Annotated in this window: 19 protein-coding genes and 2 pseudogenes; 3 read left to right on the top strand and 18 right to left on the bottom strand. The window is 50.7% G+C overall.

What is annotated here, in order from left to right; genetic code table 11:
* Nucleotides 1-231: 231 nt before the first annotated feature.
* The 3 genes and pseudogenes from AC07PT_RS29165 to AC07PT_RS29155 all read left to right on the top strand — a co-directional run.
* Nucleotides 232-987: pseudogene (locus tag AC07PT_RS29165) on the top strand (IS110 family RNA-guided transposase); the annotation flags it as partial.
* 331 nt (nucleotides 988-1,318) lie between these two features.
* Nucleotides 1,319-1,582 (top strand): annotated as a pseudogene (locus tag AC07PT_RS29160) (transposase domain-containing protein); the annotation flags it as partial.
* A gap of 12 nt (nucleotides 1,583-1,594) precedes the next feature.
* Nucleotides 1,595-1,921, top strand: coding sequence for a hypothetical protein (locus AC07PT_RS29155; RefSeq protein ID WP_494659010.1), 327 nt, complete (start codon nucleotides 1,595-1,597; stop codon nucleotides 1,919-1,921).
* A 302-nt stretch (nucleotides 1,922-2,223) separates the two neighbouring features.
* Here the strand turns inward: AC07PT_RS29155 and AC07PT_RS29150 are convergent, their stop codons facing one another.
* The 18 genes from AC07PT_RS29150 to AC07PT_RS29065 all read right to left on the bottom strand — a co-directional run bounded on the left by AC07PT_RS29150 (nucleotide 2,224) and on the right by AC07PT_RS29065 (nucleotide 23,362).
* Complete coding sequence (locus tag AC07PT_RS29150; RefSeq protein ID WP_494659009.1) at nucleotides 2,224-4,581, bottom strand: glycosyl hydrolase family 28-related protein; 2,358 nt, start codon at nucleotides 4,579-4,581, stop codon at nucleotides 2,224-2,226.
* Between the two features lie 20 nt (nucleotides 4,582-4,601).
* Nucleotides 4,602-5,429, bottom strand: coding sequence for a hypothetical protein (locus AC07PT_RS29145; RefSeq protein WP_494659008.1), 828 nt, complete (start codon nucleotides 5,427-5,429; stop codon nucleotides 4,602-4,604).
* Nucleotides 5,426-6,022 carry a WcaF family extracellular polysaccharide biosynthesis acetyltransferase gene (locus AC07PT_RS29140; RefSeq protein ID WP_494659007.1) on the bottom strand — a complete coding sequence of 199 codons (597 nt, stop codon included), beginning with the start codon at nucleotides 6,020-6,022 and terminating at the stop codon, nucleotides 5,426-5,428. The genes AC07PT_RS29145 and AC07PT_RS29140 overlap by 4 nt, the downstream gene beginning before the upstream one ends.
* 1 nt (nucleotide 6,023) lies before the next feature.
* Nucleotides 6,024-6,983: an NAD-dependent epimerase/dehydratase family protein gene (locus AC07PT_RS29135; protein WP_494659006.1), complete on the bottom strand. Its 960-nt coding sequence runs from the start codon at nucleotides 6,981-6,983 to the stop codon at nucleotides 6,024-6,026.
* Entirely contained in the window at nucleotides 6,980-8,152 is a 1,173-nt protein-coding gene (locus AC07PT_RS29130) for a glycosyltransferase (protein WP_494659005.1), read from the bottom strand. Before AC07PT_RS29130 ends, AC07PT_RS29135 begins: the two co-directional genes overlap by 4 nt.
* Nucleotides 8,139-9,311 (bottom strand): glycosyltransferase family 4 protein, encoded by a 1,173-nt coding sequence (locus tag AC07PT_RS29125; protein ID WP_494659004.1) that lies wholly within the window; start codon nucleotides 9,309-9,311, stop codon nucleotides 8,139-8,141. Before AC07PT_RS29125 ends, AC07PT_RS29130 begins: the two co-directional genes overlap by 14 nt.
* Nucleotides 9,308-10,315 (bottom strand): CgeB family protein, encoded by a 1,008-nt coding sequence (locus tag AC07PT_RS29120; RefSeq protein ID WP_494659003.1) that lies wholly within the window; start codon nucleotides 10,313-10,315, stop codon nucleotides 9,308-9,310. The genes AC07PT_RS29125 and AC07PT_RS29120 overlap by 4 nt, the downstream gene beginning before the upstream one ends.
* Before the next feature lie 19 nt (nucleotides 10,316-10,334).
* A complete protein-coding gene (locus AC07PT_RS29115; RefSeq protein WP_494659002.1) occupies nucleotides 10,335-11,378 on the bottom strand; it encodes a CgeB family protein in 1,044 nt (347 codons plus the stop codon).
* A gap of 44 nt (nucleotides 11,379-11,422) precedes the next feature.
* Nucleotides 11,423-12,397, bottom strand: coding sequence for a glycosyltransferase family 2 protein (locus tag AC07PT_RS29110; RefSeq protein WP_494659001.1), 975 nt, complete (start codon nucleotides 12,395-12,397; stop codon nucleotides 11,423-11,425).
* The gene (locus AC07PT_RS29105) at nucleotides 12,394-13,905 is read right to left on the bottom strand and encodes a polysaccharide biosynthesis protein (RefSeq protein ID WP_494659000.1); all 1,512 of its coding nucleotides are present in this window, start codon (nucleotides 13,903-13,905) and stop codon (nucleotides 12,394-12,396) included. The genes AC07PT_RS29110 and AC07PT_RS29105 overlap by 4 nt, the downstream gene beginning before the upstream one ends.
* A complete protein-coding gene (locus AC07PT_RS29100) occupies nucleotides 13,902-15,458 on the bottom strand; it encodes a hypothetical protein (RefSeq protein WP_494658999.1) in 1,557 nt (518 codons plus the stop codon). The genes AC07PT_RS29105 and AC07PT_RS29100 overlap by 4 nt, the downstream gene beginning before the upstream one ends.
* 73 nt (nucleotides 15,459-15,531) lie before the next feature.
* Entirely contained in the window at nucleotides 15,532-16,080 is a 549-nt protein-coding gene (gene rfbC / locus AC07PT_RS29095) for a dTDP-4-dehydrorhamnose 3,5-epimerase (RefSeq protein ID WP_494658998.1), read from the bottom strand.
* A complete protein-coding gene (gene rfbA, locus AC07PT_RS29090) occupies nucleotides 16,077-16,967 on the bottom strand; it encodes a glucose-1-phosphate thymidylyltransferase RfbA (protein ID WP_494658997.1) in 891 nt (296 codons plus the stop codon). The genes rfbC and rfbA overlap by 4 nt, the downstream gene beginning before the upstream one ends.
* Nucleotides 16,968-17,003: 36 nt before the next feature.
* Nucleotides 17,004-17,918 (bottom strand): dTDP-4-dehydrorhamnose reductase, encoded by a 915-nt coding sequence (gene rfbD / locus AC07PT_RS29085; protein WP_494659012.1) that lies wholly within the window; start codon nucleotides 17,916-17,918, stop codon nucleotides 17,004-17,006.
* Nucleotides 17,919-17,920: 2 nt separating this feature from the next.
* The gene (gene rfbB, locus AC07PT_RS29080) at nucleotides 17,921-19,006 is read right to left on the bottom strand and encodes a dTDP-glucose 4,6-dehydratase (protein WP_494658996.1); all 1,086 of its coding nucleotides are present in this window, start codon (nucleotides 19,004-19,006) and stop codon (nucleotides 17,921-17,923) included.
* A 27-nt stretch (nucleotides 19,007-19,033) separates the two neighbouring features.
* Nucleotides 19,034-20,362: an undecaprenyl-phosphate glucose phosphotransferase gene (locus tag AC07PT_RS29075; protein WP_494658995.1), complete on the bottom strand. Its 1,329-nt coding sequence runs from the start codon at nucleotides 20,360-20,362 to the stop codon at nucleotides 19,034-19,036.
* A 118-nt stretch (nucleotides 20,363-20,480) separates the two neighbouring features.
* Nucleotides 20,481-21,944, bottom strand: a complete 1,464-nt coding sequence (locus AC07PT_RS29070) for a mannose-1-phosphate guanylyltransferase/mannose-6-phosphate isomerase (RefSeq protein ID WP_494658994.1) — start codon at nucleotides 21,942-21,944, stop codon at nucleotides 20,481-20,483.
* 17 nt (nucleotides 21,945-21,961) lie between these two features.
* Nucleotides 21,962-23,362, bottom strand: coding sequence for a UDP-glucose dehydrogenase family protein (locus AC07PT_RS29065; RefSeq protein ID WP_494658993.1), 1,401 nt, complete (start codon nucleotides 23,360-23,362; stop codon nucleotides 21,962-21,964).
* Nucleotides 23,363-23,373: the final 11 nt, after the last annotated feature.

The raw sequence follows: 23,373 nt of genomic DNA, 5'->3' as shown, positions 1-23,373 counted from the left end.
CGCCACACTGGGCAGGACGTGGAGATATTGAAGCGCCGCGATGAGTTGTACCAGCAGGCCCGCCAATGCCATCCGGCTAGGTGGGCAAGGCACACCCGAAACTGGGATCACATCGCGGTGGTCAAGCTCAACCCGGAGAGGGATTCAGAGCCCATCGCAAAGTCGGCATCAGCACTGGATAAAGCGCCTCGGTGCGCATGAATCAGGCGACAACTTTCTTGACACGCACCGAAGCACGGAAAGAACGATGCCGCAGATGCTGCGGCGATCTGTGAGGCGGTGGCCAGGCCTAACATGCGATTCGTTCCGATCAAGACCCTGGAGCAACAAGGAAAGTTGTTTGTCCATCGCGTGCATCAAGGGTATGTTGCCGAGCGCACCGCACTCATTAATCGTATTCGAGGACTTCTGAGCGAACTTGGCATCGTGCTTCCTTTGGCATTCAAGGCGTTTCATCAAGGGGTGCACAACATGCTGGAAGACCTGCCTGGGTTTTGCAATCAGGTCATTGGTGAGCTAATGAACGAACTCAGCCACATCGAAGAACGCATTGCCCATAGCGAGTGTCGGATCAAACAAATGGCTGCTGCGGATGATCAAGCGCTGCGGCTGATGCAATTGCGCGGCATAGGACCAACCACGGCCAGCGCCATCGTAGCGAGTATTGGGAATGGCCACGATTTCAAAAATGGACGGCAGTTCAGCGCTTGGTTAGGTTTGGTGCCTAAGCAAAACAGCTCTGGGGGTAAAAGCAAATTGGGAAGCATCACCAAAGCCGGTGATCACTACCTTCGTACGCTTTTGGTGCTTGGGGCCAGGGCACTTTTGGCAAGAGCAGTCGGCAAGACCGACTCAGTCAGTCGCTGGGCAGTGCAACTAAAAGAGCGTCGAGGATATGGTCGCGCACTAGTCGCTATTGCCGCGAAGAACGCTCGAATGTGCTGGGCTGCGTTGCAACTGCAGGAGAAATTCAGAGTCCCAGCCTGAGTCATTGTTTGGTCAGTGAAAACAGTCACCGTGTGATGTGCAATATCTGTTGAGTCAAAGGTTTGGACCTGCGCTGGGGCGTACTCGTCTACGTTCCAAGGCAATCAGAAATGACTGCTGCCTGCTACATGAATGGAGTCTCCGGCGCGCGTCTTTCATCAGGGGAGCTGCAGTGCGCAGCAAAATGCCCGTTTATAGGTTCGCCGTCCGCAATCTTTGTTTCAAAGCTATTTCTTTCCGGTGTTGTTGACCAAGAAGGGATGTCCTTATAGGAACGTAGCCTCTCAGCTTGTTGAGGCAGCGGGAAGGGCGGGGTTCATTGACCGCATACGATGGGGATGTGCCCTTGGACAACAACCATCTGGAAAACCTGATGCGTCCGTGGGCGATGGGCAGGCGTGCGTGGCTGTTCTGCGGCAGTGAATTGGCGGGGCAAAGAGCCGCCAATGTGATGAGCCTGGTGGTCTCGGCCAAGCTCAACGGGCATGACCCGTGGGCGTACCTCAAGGATGTCCTAACTCGGCTGCCGACCCATCTGAACAGCCGCCTTGAAGAGTTGCTGCCCCACCGTTGGCAGGCGCTGGAATGCGCCTGAAAATTGTGGGCCATGAACATCGACATCACCAAACTCAGTGAGGCACAACTCTCGGAACTCAACCACCAAATAGTGGCTCGGCTGCGGTATTTGCAAGAAGCGCGAATGCAGCAGCAGATGCAGAGCTTCAAGGTGGGCGATCGAGTGTCTTTCCATGCCCCGGGCCACGATCCCAAAATAGGCATTGTGGCCAAATGCAATCGCAAAACGGTCACGGTCATCACAGAAGACCACCACCAGTGGAATGTAGCGCCGGTGTTCTTGAGCAGGGTGATTGCGGACGAGGCTGATCCCAAGGCGTCACCGGCACAGGTGATTCAGTTGCCCGCAAGGCTGTAATCCTGGGGGCATCACGGCTGATAGACGCCGGTCAAGATGGGAGGGCCAGCCGCTTACGAGTTACTGCCCCACCAGTGGGCTAGTGTACGCCGAGGCCGAATTCAAGAGACAAATTGAATTGAAGCGGACTCGTGTCCGCGCTGATTGGCGTGGACATGAATACGCCATGGAATCAGTTTTGAATAGATGAATTGGCAGGCTGCTTACTTTCTATTTTCGTCGCAGGCGTCCAGGCAACACAATGGAATTGTCATTTCTATGGTTTCCGACATCAACCGTTCAACGGTACAAATATTATTAAACTAATCACCAGAAATTACAACACCCAGGGTATCAAGACTCATAATCCGATATAAGCGAACATCGGTCGCACCATTTGGCGGAACATAACCATCAACATCCCACCTCAATCTTCTTATAGGCCGCAACATATCTCGAATGAATACCTCATCACTTCGACCATAGTTTTCCATTCTCGTGGAAATTTTTTTGTCATCGACAGTCCGCGAGGACAAAACGCTCAATGCTTCAGAAGGGTTCGAGCTATCGATATAGCCGCCACGGTTCGAACTCATCCCAAGAAACAATATCTGAGCGTTATCCGTTTCCCCAATTATCTCCACTCCATATTTCATTGCAATTTTAGACAACTGAAATCGGAGCCCTAAAAAAACCGATTTCCCAGAATAGTTATCGAAAACAATCGACGATTGCTCAACACTCTTTCGCTCCTTCAAATGGGTTCCAGGTGCCAAGTTCCCTCCCACAAAGTAAAAATCGCCGGACGATATATGAAACAGTTTAGTCAAGCCGCCTTCATACCATGTATCAAAAAAAATAGCGCTCGAATTATTTTTCAGATCTACAATTGGACCACGCCCTCCCCCACCCACACTAACCACATTCGTAGCATTACTCAAAGAGATATTTGCAACTTCCGAGTTAGCCTGCATAATAAACTGCGTTTTCCTGAGCGCACTCACATCAAAATTACCTGGGGTAGTACCTAAAACAAAAATGCGCCCCCCAGAATGATCAGCGCCTGCTATCCGTATCGCTGTCGCATTGATTCCCCAAAATCCAATATCTCGTATTGTCGTACGACTAGGGGGTGCAAGATCAAAGAAAATGCCACGGTCTGCACCACTCCAGTACATTACTGAAGCCAGCCCATCACCAACCACCTCCAATTTAATATTCGCAGGAATAGATATAGTTTTATCTATATAGTATGTTCCGCGAGGAAAATGAACAACTGGATCAAGGCATTTACATTTGGCAGCCTTATCAAATACTAACTGTATTTGATCAGAACCGGCACCAGCGGGCACTTCAAAAATAACACCCTTCTTAAATTCGGGCACCACAAAGGAATACCCTGCTATATCAGGCAAGGACTTACGCAATATTTTTTTGTTATCAATGACAATGGATCGAGTCCCTACCTTTACGTCAGCGCCACCCAAAATACCATCCCGCCCCTCAAAAGCCGGAGCATAAATCTTATTACCAATCAATACAGTATCAGAATCAGCAAATGAATTATCGACAAACGTCGACGCCTTAGGACGAGTTTTGTAAAAAACTTCGTTATCCAAAGCAATCAGCGGGCCTAGATTTTTATTAAGGATGGCATAAGATTCCACTGGATCATATATCTTATTATCATTGATGATGATCTCAGCACCATTTCGGCCAACCCACTCGCCAAAGAAAAACCGATTCGATCCAATGGATACATTTTTATGCATCGAAAACCACATGGTGTTCTTGATATCGACATCCGCAACCTTAGATCGCTCGAAAGTACTACGGTAGATATAAGCGGCACCAGCCCCATAAGTCACGCCGTTATCATCTAGAGAGAACAGATTAGAATAGCCACGCGCGCAATCTACGAAATGAGAGTCCCATATCCACCAATCCAAGGCATTCCAAGAACCAGTATTAACACCTGCCACCCAATTCCGTAAAAACTTGACCCTACGGATCTGTCCTTCAGAAACCATTTCATTATAATCCCGACCCAATCGACCTGCAAAAATTCCTATTCCAACATCTTGAAAAATTTCATCAGTATGCTCTGCGGCACCATCATGAATAGTAGATTTTTTGGTGTTCCACCACTGCGCAATACCATATCCCGCCTTGCCGGCACCATCCCAATTTATTCTAGAATACCGGGTGTTATAGCCACCATCCTGAATTAGCATTGGATCACCGCTAGGCCCATCCCATAGAATTTTTGTCTTCTCGGGATGTTCCCCGATAACTTGAACGCCGCCCCAACCCATCTTTTTATCTACTTTATCCCAGCCCGACAGGTGTAATGTTTTATTGATTTTATAGATGCCAGGGGGCAAATAGAGAACCACAATATTCCTATTGACCCCAAGATCATCTAATGCACGCTGCAGCGCATTCGTATCATCCGAAACACCGTCACCTACAGCACCATAATCCTTCCGAGCGTTACCCCAACTTTCAAAGGGCCCGAGCGGCCTAATATCATCAAAGCCAACCGAATACCGCTGGTTGTCGCCTATAGAACCAAGTGAACCGCCATAGGCATACACACCAAAAAGTATCAACGAAAATATAAAAATACTTTTGTAAAAATCAGGAAACCAATATCGTATCCGCATATAAATTCCAGACATAATTCGCCTTCCCAAAAAATTCAAACTCCAGCTGAAATGCTGATGCTCTTGAATCGGCCCCAGTACTTGATGTTCAGCCCAGGGTTGTTTTTCGATAGCCCAGGTCCACCAAGGCCGTTTCCTGTTTGATTCCGGTGGACTGCATCAGGATGGTGACCTGCTCGATTTTCTCGTGCAGGGTAAGCCCGGCCCCCCACGATCAGGTTTCCATTGAGCGTGCTGGCCAAGCCGCCCTTGTCACCGAATTCGAAAGGGTTGCGGCTCTTGCCCTTGGAGATGCACTCCGCCTCAGGGGCATACCATCTGTAGCGCTTGATCTGTTTGCCCTGTGCCTTACTGAGCAGGCCCTTGGCCTTGTTAAGGCTGTCATCCAGTGCCTTTTGAGCAGCCAGGCCGAGCACACTCATCCTGCGCTGCAAGCGGCCCACGATAGTGCTTTGGCGTCTAGTGGTGCGGCGCATGCGCTTGAACTGGCGGATCTGGGCATACTGGCCGGCTTTGTGGGGCCGCGCCTGGCCTTCATTGGCAAAGAAGGCCAGGCTGAGCTCGATGCCCTTGGCCATGGAGAGCACGACCAGCTTGGCATGGACCGGCTCCAGCGGCTCGCGAAACTTGACCGATTGAAACCAGTCACTAGGCCAAAAATGCTCGAAATACCCGTAACCTGAAACGCACCGCCAAGTCGGTCGCTCGCCCCAGTCTTGAGGGCCACCTGGGTCGCAATCGTTGACGCCAAGTTTGAAAAATAGCGACTCTACGATCAGCCTGTTGGGATGACCAGGCCTGACAGCAGAGGAGACGCGCAAATCCACTACCGAGAGGCCGGGGACGATCAAATAGACGCTCACACCGTCGGAGCTTGTTCTTCTGGCGCAACGCGCGTAACAGTATCCCTAGAACGAACGGGTTTACAGGGCGAGCCCATACAAACCATACCAGAGGGCATATCAGAAAACACAGAGCTGCGAGCGGCAATGACAGTTCCACGCCCAATTCGGACGCCAGGCCCCACAAACACGTCATTTGGCAACCAACACTGATCTTCGATATATATTGGACTGGCCGTAATATCAAATGTTGGTCGATCAATCAAATGGCTCCCTGCCGACAAATAAACACGATGAGCAATTGCGACATCGGATCCAATGGTAATTTTTGCCAAATTATAAATTACCGCGTCATCTCCAATCCACGAATTGTCACCAACCTCTAAAAACCAAGGATATGTGATGCTTGCCGTGGCGCGAATTTTCACATTTTGGCCAATAGTGGCACCAAACAATCGAAGCAACCAAGATCTGTATTCGTAGGCGAATTGAGGCGCTAACCTAAAAATAGTAGCCTGCACTATCCACCACAATTGAACAAATATGGCTGACCGCCCCCGAAAACCCGGAGGAACTTTGAAATCCTTCAGGTTTTGATATTGAATTTCACTCACCTCAAGCCCTCCTCATCCATTCAACAGTCTTTTCTATACCTTGATCCACCGTGTATGGCAACGGCCCAACAACAGCCTCAAGATCTGAAAAATCATGAATCATCGGAGTGAGAATGTTTGCCAGCCTGAAGCTTGTCAGTGGAAATCTAATTCCCAACGGCAACAACAGGTCTCCAATTTTAGCCAATAGCTTCAGTAAGTGAATTGATACTTGGCCGGGAGTTTTAACGCCAAATGATTTCGCGATTTTCCTAGAGAAATCAAAAACTTCAATCGGATTATAATCACCAGAATAAAAGCAACGCTTATTTATTTTTGAATCTTCAACCACGCACAGCCGATAAATTTCATGAACCACATTCCCAACGTAGCCAAATGATTTAGGAATAGTAATACCGGTAGGATGAAAGTACTTGCCAGCGCGAACCAAGTCGAAAAAATTTCTGTAGGGCACACCAAACCACTCACCCCAAATAGAAGTTGGCCGAAAAATGCACCAAGTCCATTTTTTATCGCTCATGCTCTTTACGATTTTTTCACCCATGACCTTACTCTCACCATATGGCGTGGTCGGACAATAATCATTGTAGTCTTTTGGCGTATACCCAATCTTGCAAACCAACCGAGAAGATGCAAATAGCACGCGCTGCAAATCGGGCAGCACATCACATATCGATATCAAATTATTAAGCCCTTGCACATTTTCGGCATAATCATCTGTATGCTTGCCATCCAGATCTGTGCGGGCGCCTAGGTGGACAATGTGAGTCGGCGAAAATTTAACCAATGCCTTACTCAATTCGTCCTTATCAAGGAGCGACCCCTTGATAAATACTTTAGAGTGATTAATATTTTGAGGATCTTTTACATCAAAGCCAATGACAGGAATATCATTAGCGAGAAAATAGTTCATCACGTTGGTTCCAATAAAACCAGAACTGCCAGTAACAAATACTCTCATAAAACCTCTTTTGAATGACTTTTAATAACTGATATAAGATTTTTCGAGGTATGACCAACCTCAAAGCAACTCAAGAAACACTGCCTTGCACGTGCTGATAGCTTCTCTAGATCGGACGAATCAAGTGCCAACCATTGCTTAAAGCTCATTGCCGTTGCATCGACTGTGTCGTCACCCACAAAACCCGCTTGCTCACGTTCGATCTCGCGCCAGACGTTGACCTTATTACTGATGAGAACTGGCTTGCCACAAGCCAATGCTTCGGCAACAACAATGCCAAAATTCTCTTGATGAGACGGGAGTGCAAAAATATGAGCCGCGTGAAATGCGGTCCATTTATCGTCCCCCGTCAACAATCCTAACCAAGTGATCTTGTCAGCAATCCCAAGGTCTTGAGCCAACTTTTGCAAACTACTCTTTAATCCAACCTGGTCAGGCCCTACCATTAGCAAGTGAAGATTTTCATCCTCATTGGCCACCCTAGAGAATGCTTCAATCAAAATATCGCAGCCCTTTTTCTCGTGAAGCCGTCCAAGAAACAAGACTATTTTTTTTCCGCGCAGATGCGGATTTTTTTGAAGAAAAACTTCAACTTTCGCAGCATCGAATGGAGGTGGCGTGGCTATACCGTACGAAACAACCTTTTCAGTGCACTGATAAAGCCAGAATGATTCTCGAGCCAAAATCCGTTCTTCTTCGCAAGTAAAAAAAACACCTTTGGCTTTCCGCAAAACCCAATAATCCGCCCAAGGCCAGTACAACCACTTTTTCAAGTGCTTCAACGGGTAAGTCTTTTTGAACCATGGATCCAACATCCCATGAGTAAAAACAAAATACGGTGTCTGCGTACCAGAAAGAGCCCGAAAAGCAGCAAAACTATGGTATTGCCATATGCCTTCAACTATGATTGCTGAATAATTTTGATGATTACTTTTTAGCCAACTCAATAATTTTGGAGCGTAAGCATAAGACCCTTTAGAGGGGCCAAGCGCATGCACAGGAATTTCAGACAACAAGACCCATTCATCATTATCAGAGTCGGAACACGCAATTTCAACCTCAATACCGGCCTCTGTTAATGGGCGATAAAGCTGTTTAATACCCTCGATAGGCCCACCATGCGCGGGATTTACCGATGAAATAACATGCAAAATTCTAGTTGATTTCATGATTCAGTACGACTTCATAAATGTCACGGTAATTCTCCAGCGCCATCTCATCATTGAAATTTTTAGCATGCATGATTCCATCATGTACATGCAGTTGGACTATTGCTTCTGGCAATTTCAATATTCTATATATTTCAATACCCACCTTAACCGCCCATTGCTCCTGATCAGACTCAGATATGGGCGGCGCTGGTACATAGAATGCCGCATCACCACCGACCTCAGTCATTGGTGACCTGTCCGAAGTCAGAACAACACATCCACAAGCCATGGCCTCAAGAATGGGCCATCCAAAACCTTCTGCATAGCTAGGAAACACCAACAACTTGGCCAATGAATACATGGCACAAACCATGGAATCATCAAATCCGGTTAAAAACTCTACGCGCCCTGGGGGTGAGATTTTTTCGCTCAAATTGATCAAACCCGGCGTTGGCGATTCACCAATCATGTATAGCGGCAGAGGGTTTTCACACAGCCTCACATATTCGCCATACGACCGAATAACGCCGTCACGATTTTTATACCATTGATTACCACCAATGTGCAGCAAGAAATCAGACGAGGAGATTCCAGGTATCTTAGTTCTCAATAGCGACAACGCATCAGATGCTCTCATCTGATGAAATCTAGAATTAACACCGTTGTAAACAACTTCAGAAATAGGTGGCGTTTTTCCTAAAAAATACTCCAAGTCCTTTTTTGTATTATTTGAGACGGAGATAAAATTACGGCCCTTCGAAAACCCATACTTAATCCAACGTTGATAGATCTTTCCAAATCGACCCACAGGATTCAACGGAAAATGTCCGAGCGCGGATCTCAAAGCGGTGAAGTCATGAACATGAATTACATTGGGTCGATTTTCAACCAACGGCACCCAAGGCCCTAAAGCCTGATCACAAAAAACAAATAGGGTGTCACGCGGCGTATTTAGCAACCTTACTTTAACCTGGAAAGGAAATATCAAATACTGGTCGACATACCCCAACCACTTACTAAACCGGGAGCCTTTTAAAAATCTAGAAAAATAAGATTGTGGCGTCCAAACTTGGACGTTATGCCCAGCATTTGAAAAGTAGCTATTGATCATTCCAGCAAATCGCCGCATACTCATGCCGGCACTGAAGTCTGGGTGTGTAAATAGAATGATTTTCATGCTGAAATATCTCGAATTATCTTTCGACACACGTCTTCATTACCCACCTTATTCAGTACTACTCTTGCATGGCCAGCGGCGCGCATTTTTCTCAATGCATCGACGTTGCCGAGCAGACGAATGCACTGGGAGGCGCATTCAACCTCATCCGCCCAAAATATCGCCTCTTCATTTTCCTTGAAAAAAGCAAGATGCTCTGACGTTCTCTCTGCACAAAGAACGCTACCAGCATATGGAATTTCAAAAGATCGCCTTGTATGAAGATCTCGATTACCGTGAGACAAAAACCCTAAGCAAATTTTACTGCTTGCCAGAATATCTGTATATTGACGCCCAACCAAGTGCCCGCCCATGTAGGCTGATCTCAATTCTGGCCAATAGCTACTTTTTTGCCAACGAGCACCCCAAATTTTCACATCTATGCCACGAGACAAGAGATAAGCCAAAAACCTATCCCTCTCCTCGCCCTTGATCCATGTACCTACAAAAGAAACATCATATTTAATTGGAGATTCAAGATCAGCACAATGAGTGACCTCATCATAGCTCATACTAATGCCGACGACTTTCCGTGCGCCGGCATCGATTAATTCATTGGCTTTAGAGCTTCTAATCGCCAAAACATCATAGGTGCGCAGCGCTTTTCTAAGCTGCATAAATCTGGCACCATCTCTGCTGCCAAGAGGATCATCGTTTATTGAAACGATCGTTGCACCACATGATTTTTTTAGATACTCAACAACTGCGGGGCCAAAAAATTCCCCACCGCTAACCCAACCTAAATCGTATTTTCCGGATATATGTCTTTTTAGATAATCCAAAATAAAGTACTGGATTACTTGATTGCCGGTTCTATAGTTAATTGCCTTCAGATACTTATTGGAAATAAAGCCACCAAGAATCGACTCATAGGTGACAAAATTTACAACATGCCCCAAGCGCCGTAATGCGGCAGCCCTATCTGCACATGTTCCGGCAGCATGACCAAAATACAGTATATCCATAGCCCCCCCGCACTTTATATCAAACGACCGTTAACATTGATTTAGAACTTAATGCTTTAATCGAATCGGCAATAAGCTTGTCATTAGAGTGATCATCTGACAATGCCCGGCGCCTACCAGCCATGGCAATACTCTTCCTCAAGGATTCATCATTTAACAACTTTAAACAAAGAGTAGCGCATTCTTCCGCACTTGACCAGAAAACTGCCTCAACACCTTCTTCATAGAGTTGAAGGTGCTCTGTTGTTCGCTCAGCGCACAACACACTACCCAACGCAGGTATTTCCAAGGACCGCGTTGTATGTCGGTCTCTATTTTCATGCGCTAACAGGCCAAGACAAATCTTTGAACGTTGCACCGTTGATTTATATGCCGAACTATTCAAATGACCGGACTTCCACAACTTCTTAATGTTTTTCCACTCCGGGGCCTTATGCCAGCCACTGCCAAAAATAGAAATAGGAACACCCAAATCATTTAATCGGCTTATAAATTTTCCACGATTCGGCATCCATGTTCCGATAAAGCAAACGTCGATATTGATTGCGTGCGCGCTGTAACCAGCATAAGGTGCTGATGCATGCTCTTCAACATCAAATGTTCGAAACGTATGCATGACTTTTTTAGCACCATATGAAAATGCTTCAAAAATATTCTCTTCACGAACAACGACGATAAGATCGTAATCAGGTACAGCCTGTTTCAGCAAAGAAAATCGCTTCATATCGCGCATCCCAAAGGCGTCATCGTGATTGAAATTTACGATATAAGCTGACTTTTCTCTTATATACCTCAACAACTCCGATGAAATTATTGATCCATTATCAACAAAGACCAAATCATATTTGGAATTGGCAATTAACTTCTTAATTGCAGACGAAACCCAATAGGCAACAAGTGCAGGATTGACATGCCATTCCAAAAAAGCGCCAAGGCGAGGAAATGGAATTAGCTCATCTGGATCAATGGCATCCACGAGGTAACCCATCCGAATGAAAGAATTCAGCCTATGCTGACTCGTACCAGACTTTGCACCGATAAACAGAACCGTGGAAATTTTCATTGTATTTCAAAAAACGTCAATCTATGATTACTGCCATTACGCTGCTATCTACTTCTTCTATCCCACAAATACCTAGCAAAAGTTGCTCGCCAACAGCGCCCACCGAGTGATATGACATATACAAACCATCCACCGACTGGTCCGAAGCAGAATTTCGCTTTAAGCAACTGTCGCTCTACTACGGCAAGATAGGCGAAATTTCTGGAGGTTGCTAATTTTTTCAACCCCAAATCCCTATGTTGATTGGAATAGTGAAGAGTGCCCATTATTTTCAATGGAAACGAATTCATTCCTGCAGCAATCAAATTATCAAACAGACCATTCAAAATAAAACTCACCTGCGAAACCAACTCACCACGCTTATTTAGTGAAAATGATGCCTGATTTGGATGATTCCAAACCTGTGCAACTACAACACTCGAAACATACCAAGGGAACTTTCGACCCAAACGCGACCAATACTCAAAATCTCCGGCATAGGGCAAATCTTGTCTAAATTTCTCCCCAGAATCGAATATCGACTTCTTAACAGAAACATTAGACAAATTACCAGGTATGCACCCAAAAATAAAAAAGGCCAAATCTGAAACATCAGGCGACACAATGCCGTTCACCAGCTTTGCCTGCTCTACACCCAATTTAGACTTGATATCAGCACCCTGATTGAAGCGAATAAACGCGCATTCTTTTGCTTCACCTCGCCACAATTGAAGTACCTGCACCAACGAATTCGGCTGAGTGAAAAAATCATCCTGACATAAAATATAAATATATGGCGAAGAAGCCAAAGAAAAAAGCAGGTTCAAATTACCAAAAATTCCGGCATTCTTCTCATTCTCTATGACCCGTATTCTAGGATCATCCAGCTTTCTCAAATACTCCCGGGTTCCATCGTTCGAGCCGTCATCTGCAACGATCAAATTCCATTCGCATCCAGTTTGCATGAACACAGAAGAAATGGCTCGCGATATAAACTCAATGCCATTGTAAGCAGGCATCAATATTGTAATTTCCGTCATACCCCCCCCCTGCGACTCACTAGAGCTTTTAATTCATTCCCAAATTTGTTAAATGTGGAAATAGCAATAAAGAGTATAAAAACAATATAAGTGACAAGAAGAAGCAACTTGACCTCAATCCAATCGCCTCCAGGAAGTGCGTTGAGGTAAACGATTGCATCAAACAGAATTAAACAGACAAAGCACAGCCAACTCAATGCAAGAGGCCAGTCGGAAGCTCCTAAATACTTGACGGCAGCATAACAATAGATGCATGCAATGCACACTTCAGCAGTGTAGATTGAAAAGGCAATGGGCAGAAGCGAGCCATTACTTGGGATAAAGAAGTAAACACCTAATATAATTATTATAGAGGCAATACCACCTAAAACCTGATATTTCAATAAATTTCGCCCATGCACAAGCATGATTGCCGGCAAGGAGAATCCATAAGCTGAAATACACATCAGCATACTTGCGAACAATTCGGAATTGAATACAAAAGCCTTGGCAGTCCAGATCGGGTACAAAGAAGGTACCAGATATTGCATCACAATCAAGGCAGGAAACAATACAAAGACCACACCCACCCAGAAAACATGAATAATAAATGCCACTTTTCTCTTGTTATTGGCATTTAACAATCTAGAAATTTCAGGAAGAATAGGCCCATAAATACTACCTAAGGATTGCATTGCAACGTTTGACACCGTGCGTAGAGTTGCAAACTCAGCCACTTGATTGGTACCGTACCGGCCAGATATCAGTATTCGAATCCCCATTTGCCTGAAGAAATCCATTGATATGCGAAAGAAGACAGCAATTGATTTTGTAATATTTGAATAAATCTCTACCAAAGAGACATGTTTCAAGGACACCTTAACCCTCATGATCAGCACAGCATCGCAATACCAGAACACCTGATAAATAACAGTAACCCCTGCATTCGCCAATGTAAGTTCGATGATCCCGCCATTCATAAAAAGAACACAAGCCGACACCAATAGCATTAAAAAATAATATAGCGCCCCCCACCAAGCAAACCTCGCGAAGTGCCCATTTGCGGCCAATATACGACCATAGACTCCAGCAGGTGAAACAGCCAACATTGTCAAAGCCAAGTTGACAAAAATGCAAAAAGCTATGGCATTAGCACCAATCCCCTGACCCTGCACCTGACTTGGCATTACCACTGATAATAAATCAGTATAAAACACCAGCCCAAGCAATGCCAATTGAAAAACACCAATCAGCAAACCACCTACCACCCCATTAATTAAAAGCTTTTCGCATTCTTCTGGGGCACCAAGTTTTAATTTCATTGCGCAGCCTTCGATATAGGCCTGATGCGCAGAGTCAAACAACAGCCACATGGCCGTTAATGACTGAATCACCAACCATTCGCCATATTCTGAGGGGCTCCAATGCTTCAGAAATATAGGGACCAATACAATCTGCCCTATCAGCACAACTGCCATTCGAGTCCATACTGCAGCGCTACCGCTGACCACTCTGTGAAGCATTTTCATTTGGCACTCGTATGTCTAAATCGGTATCCAAATAGAATCAGCACCAAAATATATAAAACCATGCCCTCAAAAAGTGCTCTCGTGATCTGAAATGTGAAAGAAACCCAGGAATCCTGCATGTACAGTATGAATATCGAATAAATACCCAACAAGGCAAATGGCGACAGCTCAAGAGCATTATTTCTTATTCTTGAGAAGTTATCAAATGCGAAAGATCCAAGACATCCCGCCAAAATACCAAAAAAGGGATAAAAATATCCAAATGTCAAATACAGGCCTGCCGGCAACGATCCGGTTTTAAATCCAGACATTGGCATCCCAGTAGCAAGAGCAACAATCACATCCCCAGCAGAGTAAATTAAATCTTCCTTGGAAATATTCACACCAAAAAACTGAAGAACTGGTGTTGGCAAAATTGCCAATAATGAATCAAACAACAAGCTATTTGCATAGGAGATATCAGCAGGGTCTAATACTCCTCCAAAATAAATCATATTGTCATCAAATCGAAGTGTGATCAATCTAGCTGCAGCGGCGTTGCTTATGTAAAATTCATCATATGCTTCAAATTGAGTCACATTCTTCACCGACTCCAAGTATGCCAATACTGAAGCCCTATCGCCCAATATGTTAATAGTCTCGGTCAATATCTGTATTGGAGACAAGTCTGAACGAAGCCCTCGAACCGCTGCCATTGCCTCTGCTAGGTAGGTAAACATATAAATAAGCGGTACAGAGACAATAAGCAAAGCAATTATGTTAGACGCCTTGATCTCTATCTTCTTTTCATTCTGCATCAGAAACAAAGTACTGTTTAAAATCAGTACAAGAATCCCGATAATCATGAGCCCGCGTGCATTCCTCAGCATGCCAACAATCAACAGTGCAACTACATATAAAAAAATGCCACGGTCCATTTTTGGGTAGATGCCACGCATTTGATCCCGAACACCCGGAATGATGGCACGGGCAAATGGTGCATATACAAAAACTCGAAATGCCTCAACGAATTTTGATGAAGCATCGCCATATTTTGTTCCCTCATCATGCGCACCCGTCAATATCAGCGACAACAGCCCAATAAAACCCATGCTATAAAGTATCACCGTTGATGGCTGCACAAACAAGCCCAAAGGCTCGATGACGGACGATTGAATTTTGACTCTTAGGGATTGAAGAAAATCAGAGCGCCTATAAAGTACACTACCCAATATCAATGAGATTAAAAAGATCCCAGTTATACCGAAAGCCATTACTCCATCATGAAGGCTTTCCGTCATTGAATTCAATGTGAGCGTCTGATAAAATAACGGCCCAAACTGGACTGCGACCCAATAACCTGTCAAAGAGACCACTGTCAGTGGTGCATTCAGAAATACATTTGACCGAAAGCAGTAATTAATAACCACTAAAGACACCAACAATACCGTCAAAGAAGACAATATATTGCCTTCAGTTGAATCGACAATCGACTGCCCGATAAATAAAAAAACGACCAAATATGAGGTCAATTTCCTCATCATTGAAAATCGTCGCTCAACTATCTCATTCATTGCTGCATACCTGTCTTCGGCAAAATTTATTTATAGTTGAAAAAACTCAGTGCTGTCGGAAAAATAGCCCCATTCAACCAAACACCTCGGCCTGCGCCAAAGGCACCCCCAGCGCATCCTTGGCCGACAGCCGCGGCGGCTCACCCACATCGGGCCATTGAACAGCCAGCGTGGGGTCGTTCCAGGCAATGCACCGCTCGTATGGCGGCGCGTAGTAGTCGGTGGTCTTGTACAGAAAGTCAGCGCTGTCGCTGGTCACCACAAAGCCATGCGCAAAACCCGGCGGCACCCACAGCTGGCGGTGGTTGTCCTCGCTGAGTTCCACCCCCACCCATTGCCCGAAGGTGGGCGAGCTTTTGCGGATGTCCACCGCCACATCGAACACCGAGCCACGCACCACGCGAACCAGCTTGCCCTGGGCCTGCTGCAGCTGGTAGTGCAGCCCGCGCAGCACGCCCTTGGTGGAGCGGCTGTGGTTGTCCTGCACGAACTCGACTTGCAGGCCGGTGGCCTCGTTGAAGACCTTCTGGTTGAAGCTTTCGAAAAAGAAGCCCCGGGCGTCGCCAAAGACTTTGGGCTCCAGGATCAGGACTTCAGGAATGGCGGTTGGGATGACGTTCATGATTGGGCTTCGTCCTTGAGCAGGCGCAGCAGGTATTGGCCGTAGCCGTTCTTGGCCAGGGGTTGGGCCAGGCGCTCGAGCTGTTCACTGTTGATGAACCCGTTGCGCCAGGCAATCTCTTCGGGGCAGGCCACCTTCAGACCCTGGCGGCGCTCCAGGGTGGCGATGAACTGGCCGGCCTCCAGCAGGCTGTCGTGGGTGCCGGTGTCGAGCCAGGCGTAGCCACGCTTCATGATCTGCACGTTGAGCTGGCCACGCTGCAGGTAGGTTTCGTTGACGGTGGTGATCTCCAGTTCACCGCGCGCGCTGGGGCGGATGCTCTTGGCAATGTCCACCACCTGCTGGTCGTAGAAATACAGGCCGGTGACGGCGTAGTTGCTCTTGGGGACCTGGGGCTTTTCTTCGATGCTGCTGGCCTTGCCGCTTTTGTCGAAGGCCACCACGCCGTAGCGTTCGGGGTCGGTGACGTGGTAGGCAAACACCGTGGCACCCGCCGTCTGGGCATCGGCATTGGCCAGCAAGGGCACAAAATCGTGGCCGTAGAAGATGTTGTCACCCAGCACCAGGGCACTGGGGTTGTGGCCCACAAACTGCTCACCGATGATGAAGGCCTGGGCCAGGCCGTCGGGGCTGGCTTGAACGGCGTATTGCAGGTTCAGGCCCCACTGGCTGCCATCGCCCAGCAGCTGCTGGAAGCGAGGGGTGTCTTGCGGCGTGCTGATGAGCAGGATGTCGCGCATGCCCGCCAGCATCAGGGTGCTGAGCGGGTAGTACACCATGGGCTTGTCGTACACCGGCAGCAGTTGTTTGCTGATGGCCAGTGTGGCCGGGTGCAGCCGGGTGCCAGAGCCACCGGCCAAGATGATGCCTTTGCGTTGCGTGGTCATGATGTGAGGTTCTCCCTGATGTTCTTGGCAGGTTGCTCAGACCTTGCGGGCCTGTGCCGGCGGCAGGATTTCGTCGAGCATGCGGGCCACGCCCTGTTGCCAATCAGGCAAGACCAGTTCAAACGCGGCCTGCAGCTTGGCAGTGCTCAGGCGCGAGTTACCCGGGCGCCGGGCCGGCGTCGGGAAGGCGCTGGTGGGCACGGGGGCGATGCCGTCAGCAGGCGTTTTGAGGGGCACCCCGGCACGGCGGGCATGTTCGATCACGTAGCGGGCGTAGCCATGCCAGGTGGTCTCGCCTGCCGCCACGGCGTGGTACAGGCCCGACAACTCGGGGCGCTGGCGCACCGCGCGGATCGCGTGGGCACTGAGGTCGGCCAGCAAATCCGCCCCGGTGGGGGCGCCAAACTGGTCGTCGATCACGGTCAGGCGTTCGCGCTCCGCGGCCAAGCGCAGCATGGTCTTGGCAAAGTTGCCACCCCGCGCGGCATACACCCAGCTGGTGCGAAAGATCAGGTGCCGGGCACCGCTTTGCTGAATCAGTTGCTCGCCCTCGAGCTTGGTGCGGCCGTAAACGCTGAGCGGGCCTGTGGCGTCGCCCTCCTGCCATGGGGCATCGCCCGTGCCATCAAACACATAGTCGGTGCTGTAGTGGACCAGGGTGGCGCCCAGTTGAGCCGCCTCACGGGCCAGCACGCCGGGGGCCCCTGCGTTGAGGGTCCGCGCGAGTTCGGGCTCGCTTTCTGCGCGATCGACTGCGGTGTGGGCTGCGGCATTGACGATGACATCGGGGCGCAAGGCACGCACCGTGGCAGCCAGGTCGTCCAGCCGACTGAGGTCACCACAGTGTTCGGTGCTGTGGCGATCCAGTGCCGTGACTCGACCCAGCGGGCTCAAGGCCCGCTGCAGCTCCCAGCCCAGTTGGCCGTTTTTGCCAAGCAGCAGGATGTGCAGGCTCATGTGGCGCTTTCGCTGGCGTACTGCTTTTGCACCCAGTCGCGGTAGGCGCCACTTTGCACATGGCTCACCCAGTCTTCATGGCTGAGGTACCACTGCACGGTCTTGCGGATACCCGACTCGAAGGTTTCAGCCGGCTTCCAACCCAGTTCGCGCTCGAGCTTGCGGGCGTCAATGGCATAGCGGCGGTCATGGCCGGGCCGGTCTTTGACGTAGGTGATCTGCTCGCGGTAGGGCTTGCCGTCGCTGCGTGGGCGCAGTTCATCGAGCAGCGCACACACGGTGTGCACGATATCGAGGTTGGGCTTTTCGTTCCAGCCGCCCACGTTGTAGGTCTCGCCCACGCGCCCGCCTTCGAGCACCCGGCGAATCGCGCTGCAATGGTCTTTCACGTACAGCCAGTCGCGCACCTGCTGGCCGTCGCCGTAGATGGGCAAGGCTTTGCCTGCCAAGGCGTTGACGATCATCAGCGGGATGAGTTTCTCTGGAAAGTGGTACGGCCCGTAGTTGTTGGAGCAATTGGTGGTCAGCACCGGCAAGCCGTAGGTGTGGTGCCAGGCCCGCACCAGGTGATCGCTGGCGGCCTTGCTGGCCGAGTAGGGACTGTTGGGCTCGAAGGGGTTGTCTTCGGTGAAGGCAGGGTCGGTGGGCGACAGGGATCCGTAGACTTCGTCGGTCGACACGTGCAGGAATCGGAAGCTGGCTTTTTGCTCGGCACCAAGTCCGTTCCAGTGGCCGCGCACCGATTCGAGCAGGCGCAAAGTGCCGACCACATTGGTCTGGATGAAATCCTCGGGGCCGTGGATCGAGCGGTCCACATGCGATTCGGCCGCAAAATTGATCACGGCACGGGGCTGATGCACGCGCAACAGTTCATCCACCAAGGCACTGTCGCCGATGTCGCCGTGCACAAAGTGGTGACGGCTGTCGCCTTCAAGGGATGCGAGGTTCTCGCGGTTGCCCGCGTAAGTCAGCTTGTCGAGGTTGATCACAGGCTCATCGCTCTGAGCCAGCCAATCGAGCACGAAATTGGCGCCAATGAAGCCTGCGCCGCCGGTTACGAGAATTTTATTCTTGATCTTCATACGACTCCCTTCCGATTTTAAATATTATTAGTAGGCATTTTTATTAAAAAAACCTTTAAAAACCGTCATCAATATAATTTTCAAATCCAGCCAAACTGACCAATTTTCAATATAAAAAAGATCAGCCTGAACCCTTGCATCCATCTTATCCACTGTATCGGTCTCACCACGCAGGCCATTCACTTGGGCCCATCCCGTGATACCAGGCTTAACCTTGTGGCGCAGCATGTAGCGCGGGATCAGTTCGCGGTATTGCATATTGTGTGCCACGGCATGCGGGCGTGGCCCCACGATACTCATGCGGCCTTGCAGCACATTCACAAACTGGGGTAATTCATCCAAGCTGCTGCTCCTTAAAAAGGCCCCCAGTGGGGTGATGCGCGAATCGCCTTTTTTGGCTTGCGTTACATGGCCGGTGTGCTCGTTGTGAACCACCATGCTTCTGAACTTGTAAACCTCAATTTCTTCGCCGTTCCAGCCATGGCGCTTTTGTTTGAAGATCACCGGGCCAGGCGAGGTTACTTTCACGGCGATGGCAATCACCGCCAAAATGGGTGATATCAAGATCAAAATCAGGCTGGCCACAATCTTGTCTTCCAGCCACTTCACGATCATGTTGAAGCCCGACATGGGCGAGCTAGAGATGTCGAGCATGGGCATGCCCAGCACCACACTCAGGCCGTTGTTCACCATCTGAAAGGCGCCCATGTCGGGCACCAGGCGGATATTGGCCGTGCTGTGGCGCAGCTCGTTCAGCACGGGCTGAATGCTGCTCATGTCGTTGGCGGGTGGGCAAATCCACACCTCGTCGGGGTCTAGCTGGCCCAGTGAGTAATGCAGGGCATCGATATCGTCCATCGACACCACACCCGTCAGGTCGTAACCCGTCCAGGTGCTGGTTTTAACGCGGCGGCGTATGGCAGCCACCGGCCCGCCCCCGCCCACCAGCAGCACCCGCATGTGGTTCACCTGGCGGCCACGCATGTAGCTCATGATCAAAAACACGCCCAGGCGGGCCAACCACGAGATGCCGAGCGATGTGCCGGCCCAGGTCAGCAGCCAGATGCGAGAAAAATCGCCACTGCTTTTGGTCAGCACCAGCCATGTCATCAGCAGGGCCCAGGTGATGGCCCAGCTAACGCCCACGCGGCCCAGCATGGCCTTGAACTGCCCACCGCGCCAATTGCGGTAAACAGCAGACGACACCAGGGTCATCAAGGTGGCCATTTGAATAATCAGCAGGGCATACACCTGCGGCAGCGGCAACACGGCCTCGCCATCAAAGCGCCACAAATAGGAAGCCAGACCGGCCCCGGCAAAGGCAAACCAATCGACCGCATGCACAGCAAAGCGCATGAGCGAAGCTGAACTTCTCATTGAGAACGTAGCCAAAAAATCCCTCCCTCGGTTGCCAGCAACCAGATTCACGCTACAAAAGTAAAAAGGCTGCCCCTATGCAGCCTTGGCATGGGTGCTAGGCCTGCCGGCCGTAAACGTCTTGAAACCGCACAATGTCGTCCTCACCCAGGTAGGTGCCGCTTTGCACCTCAATCATCTCGAGCGGCAGCTTGCCGGGGTTCTCTAGCCGGTGCTTTTCGCCCAGGGGGATGTAGGTGCTTTGGTTTTCGCTGACCAAAAACACCTGGTCGCCCCGGGTGACCTGGGCTGTGCCCTGCACCACAATCCAGTGCTCGGCACGGTGGTGGTGCATTTGCAGCGACAAGGCCGCACCGGGTTTGACCACAATGCGCTTGACCTGAAAGCGGTCGCCCGCGTCCACACTGTCGTACCAGCCCCAGGGGCGGTGCACCTTGCGGCTGCTGCCGGCCTCGGTGCGGCCGGTGGCCTTCAGGTGGTTAACAACGTCTTTTACCTTTTGAATGTGGCTGCGGCTGGCCACCAGCACGGCGTCGGGGGTTTCAATCACCACCGCGTCGTCCAAACCCACGCAGGCCACCAGGCGCGATTGGGCCATCACCAGGGTATTGCGGGTGTCAATGGCCAGGGCATCGCCTTGCAGCGCGTTACCATTGGCGTCTTTGGCGCTGATCTCCCACACCGCGTTCCAGGCGCCTACGTCTGACCAATTGGCGGCCAGGGGCACCACCACCACCTCGCCGGTGTTGTGCTGGGCACTGGCCAGTTTCTCCATCACCGCGTAGTCAATCGAGTCGGATGGGCAGGCCGCAAAGGCGGCCTTGTCGGGGCGGATAAAGTCGGCATCGGCCTTGCGCGCGTCAAAGGCCTGCTGGCAGGCTTGCAGCATGGCGGGCTGCAGGCTTTGCATTTTGGCCAGCCACACCGAGGCCTTGATCACAAAAATGCCGCCATTCCAGTAAAACTGGCCACTGGCCAGGTATTGCTGGGCGGTAGGGGCATCGGGCTTTTCTACAAACTCGGCCACGGCGTAGGCACCAGCGCTCTCAGCCAGCGCTGCCCCTTTGCGGATGTAGCCATAGCCGGTTTCGGGGGCCGTGGCCTCAATGCCAAAGGTCACCAGCTTGCCGGCCTGGGCCAGGGGCACGCCCTGCAGCACGGCGGCCTTGAAGGCCGCCTGGTCTTGAATCACGTGGTCGGCGGGCATCACCACCAGCACCGGGTCTTGGCCATTGGCCGTGGCGGCCAAGGCCCCCAGGGTCAGGGCTGGGGCGGTGTTGCGGCCCATGGGCTCCAGCACCAGGGCTGCGGGCTCAATGCCCACCTGGCGCACTTGCTCGCCCAGCAAAAAGCGGTATTCGTCGTTGCCCACCAGCACCGGGGCGGCCAAAGCCAGCGCCCCGCCCTGCTCCAGCTGGCCCAGGCGCAAGGCCGTGTCTTGCAACAGGCTGTTGCTGCCCACCAGTTTGAGCAGTTGCTTGGGGTATTGCTCGCGCGACAAAGGCCACAGGCGCGTGCCCGAGCCGCCGCACAAGATCAAGGGTTGAACCACAGTTGTCACAATTTTCCTCCGCTTTTTTATGTCTGCTGAGCGCCGTTAGCAACATCCACACCCACCGGCTTGCCCCGGCCAATGCCGTGGTACTCCAGGCCGGCTGCGGCCACGGCCTCGGGGTCGTATTGGTTGCGGCCGTCAAATACCAAGGGTTGGCGCAGGCTTTGGCGCACTTGCTGCAAATCAAAGCCTCTGAACTCTTTCCACTCGGTGACCAGCAACAGGGCATCGGCCTGTTGCAGGGCATCGGCGGCTGTGTCTACATAAACAATGCGAGGCAGCAACTCGGGCACCCCCGCAAAATCAAGCGCAATGCTGCGCTGGGCCTCGGCCTTGGCCACCGGGTCGTAAGCGCGCACGCTGGCACCGCGGCTCAGCAGCTCTTTGATGATGTGGCGGCTGGGGGCCTGGCGCATGTCATCGGTGTTGGGCTTGAAGGCCAAGCCCCAGATGGCAAAGGTTTTGCCGCGCAAGTCGTCGCCCAGGCGGGCCCTCAGCTTGCGCACCAGCACATCAAACTGGTGCTGGTTGGCTTCTTCTACCGCCTCTAGCACGCGCATGGGGTGGCCCCACTCGGCGGCAGTGCGGCGCAGGGCTTGCACGTCTTTTGGAAAGCACGAGCCGCCATAGCCCGTGCCAGCGTACAAAAAGCTGTAGCCAATGCGGCTGTCGCTGCCAATGCCCAGGCGCACCTGCTCAATGTCGGCCCCTACTTCATCGGCCAGGTTGGCCAGCTCGTTCATGAAGCTGATGCGCGTGGCCAGCATGGCGTTGGCAGCGTATTTGGTCAGCTCGGCACTGTGGATGCTCATGCGCATCAGCCGGTCGTGGTTGCGGTTGATGGGCGCATACAGCTTGCGCATCACCTCAAAGGCCTGGTCACCCAGGGGGCCCTCGGCCGCGCCCACCACAATGCGGTCGGGGCGCATGAAGTCGTCAATGGCCGCGCCCTCTTTCAAAAACTCGGGGTTAGACACCACAGCAAAATCAACCGCCACACCGCGCTGTTTCAGCACCTCGTCCACAGCGGCTGTCACCTTGCCGGCCGTGCCCACGGGCACAGTCGACTTGTTCACAATCACCGTGAACTCGTTCATGTGCTGGGCAATGCTGCGGCCTGCGGCCAGCACATACTGCAAATCTGCTGCCCCATCTTCATCAGGGGGAGTGCCCACAGCAATGAACTGCAGCGGCGCATGGGCCACGCCCTCGGCCATGCTGGTCGAAAACTTCAGGCGGCCTGCCGCCCGGTTGCGGGCAATCAAGGCGTCCAGCCCCGGCTCGTAAATGGGCACACCGCCGCTGTTCAACAGCGCCACCTTGGTGGCATCCACATCCACGCACATCACATGGTGGCCCAGGTCTGCAAAACACACACCGCTTACCAGGCCCACATAGCCTGCACCGATCACAGTAACGTTCATTTGAAAACCTC

It is taken from the genome of Curvibacter sp. GW821-FHT09D12, from assembly GCF_059416245.1.
This window is presented reverse-complemented; position numbering and strand designations above follow the sequence as displayed.

Excerpts from the sequence above, each read along its gene's own strand:
- rfbC (WP_494658998.1), bottom strand. The coding sequence starts at position 16,080 with ATGAACGTCATCCCAACCGCCATTCCTGAAGTCCTGATCCTGGAGCCC.
- AC07PT_RS29155 (WP_494659010.1), top strand. The coding sequence starts at position 1,595 with ATGAACATCGACATCACCAAACTCAGTGAGGCACAACTCTCGGAACTC.
- AC07PT_RS29120 (WP_494659003.1), bottom strand. The coding sequence starts at position 10,315 with ATGGATATACTGTATTTTGGTCATGCTGCCGGAACATGTGCAGATAGG.
- AC07PT_RS29065 (WP_494658993.1), bottom strand. The coding sequence starts at position 23,362 with ATGAACGTTACTGTGATCGGTGCAGGCTATGTGGGCCTGGTAAGCGGT.
- AC07PT_RS29130 (WP_494659005.1), bottom strand. The coding sequence starts at position 8,152 with ATGAAATCAACTAGAATTTTGCATGTTATTTCATCGGTAAATCCCGCG.
- AC07PT_RS29135 (WP_494659006.1), bottom strand. The coding sequence starts at position 6,983 with ATGAGAGTATTTGTTACTGGCAGTTCTGGTTTTATTGGAACCAACGTG.
- AC07PT_RS29075 (WP_494658995.1), bottom strand. The coding sequence starts at position 20,362 with ATGCGCTTTGCTGTGCATGCGGTCGATTGGTTTGCCTTTGCCGGGGCC.
- rfbA (WP_494658997.1), bottom strand. The coding sequence starts at position 16,967 with ATGACCACGCAACGCAAAGGCATCATCTTGGCCGGTGGCTCTGGCACC.
- AC07PT_RS29100 (WP_494658999.1), bottom strand. The coding sequence starts at position 15,458 with ATGAATGAGATAGTTGAGCGACGATTTTCAATGATGAGGAAATTGACC.
- rfbB (WP_494658996.1), bottom strand. The coding sequence starts at position 19,006 with ATGAAGATCAAGAATAAAATTCTCGTAACCGGCGGCGCAGGCTTCATT.
- AC07PT_RS29125 (WP_494659004.1), bottom strand. The coding sequence starts at position 9,311 with ATGAAAATCATTCTATTTACACACCCAGACTTCAGTGCCGGCATGAGT.
- AC07PT_RS29105 (WP_494659000.1), bottom strand. The coding sequence starts at position 13,905 with ATGAAAATGCTTCACAGAGTGGTCAGCGGTAGCGCTGCAGTATGGACT.
- AC07PT_RS29115 (WP_494659002.1), bottom strand. The coding sequence starts at position 11,378 with ATGAAAATTTCCACGGTTCTGTTTATCGGTGCAAAGTCTGGTACGAGT.
- AC07PT_RS29110 (WP_494659001.1), bottom strand. The coding sequence starts at position 12,397 with ATGACGGAAATTACAATATTGATGCCTGCTTACAATGGCATTGAGTTT.
- AC07PT_RS29150 (WP_494659009.1), bottom strand. The coding sequence starts at position 4,581 with ATGTCTGGAATTTATATGCGGATACGATATTGGTTTCCTGATTTTTAC.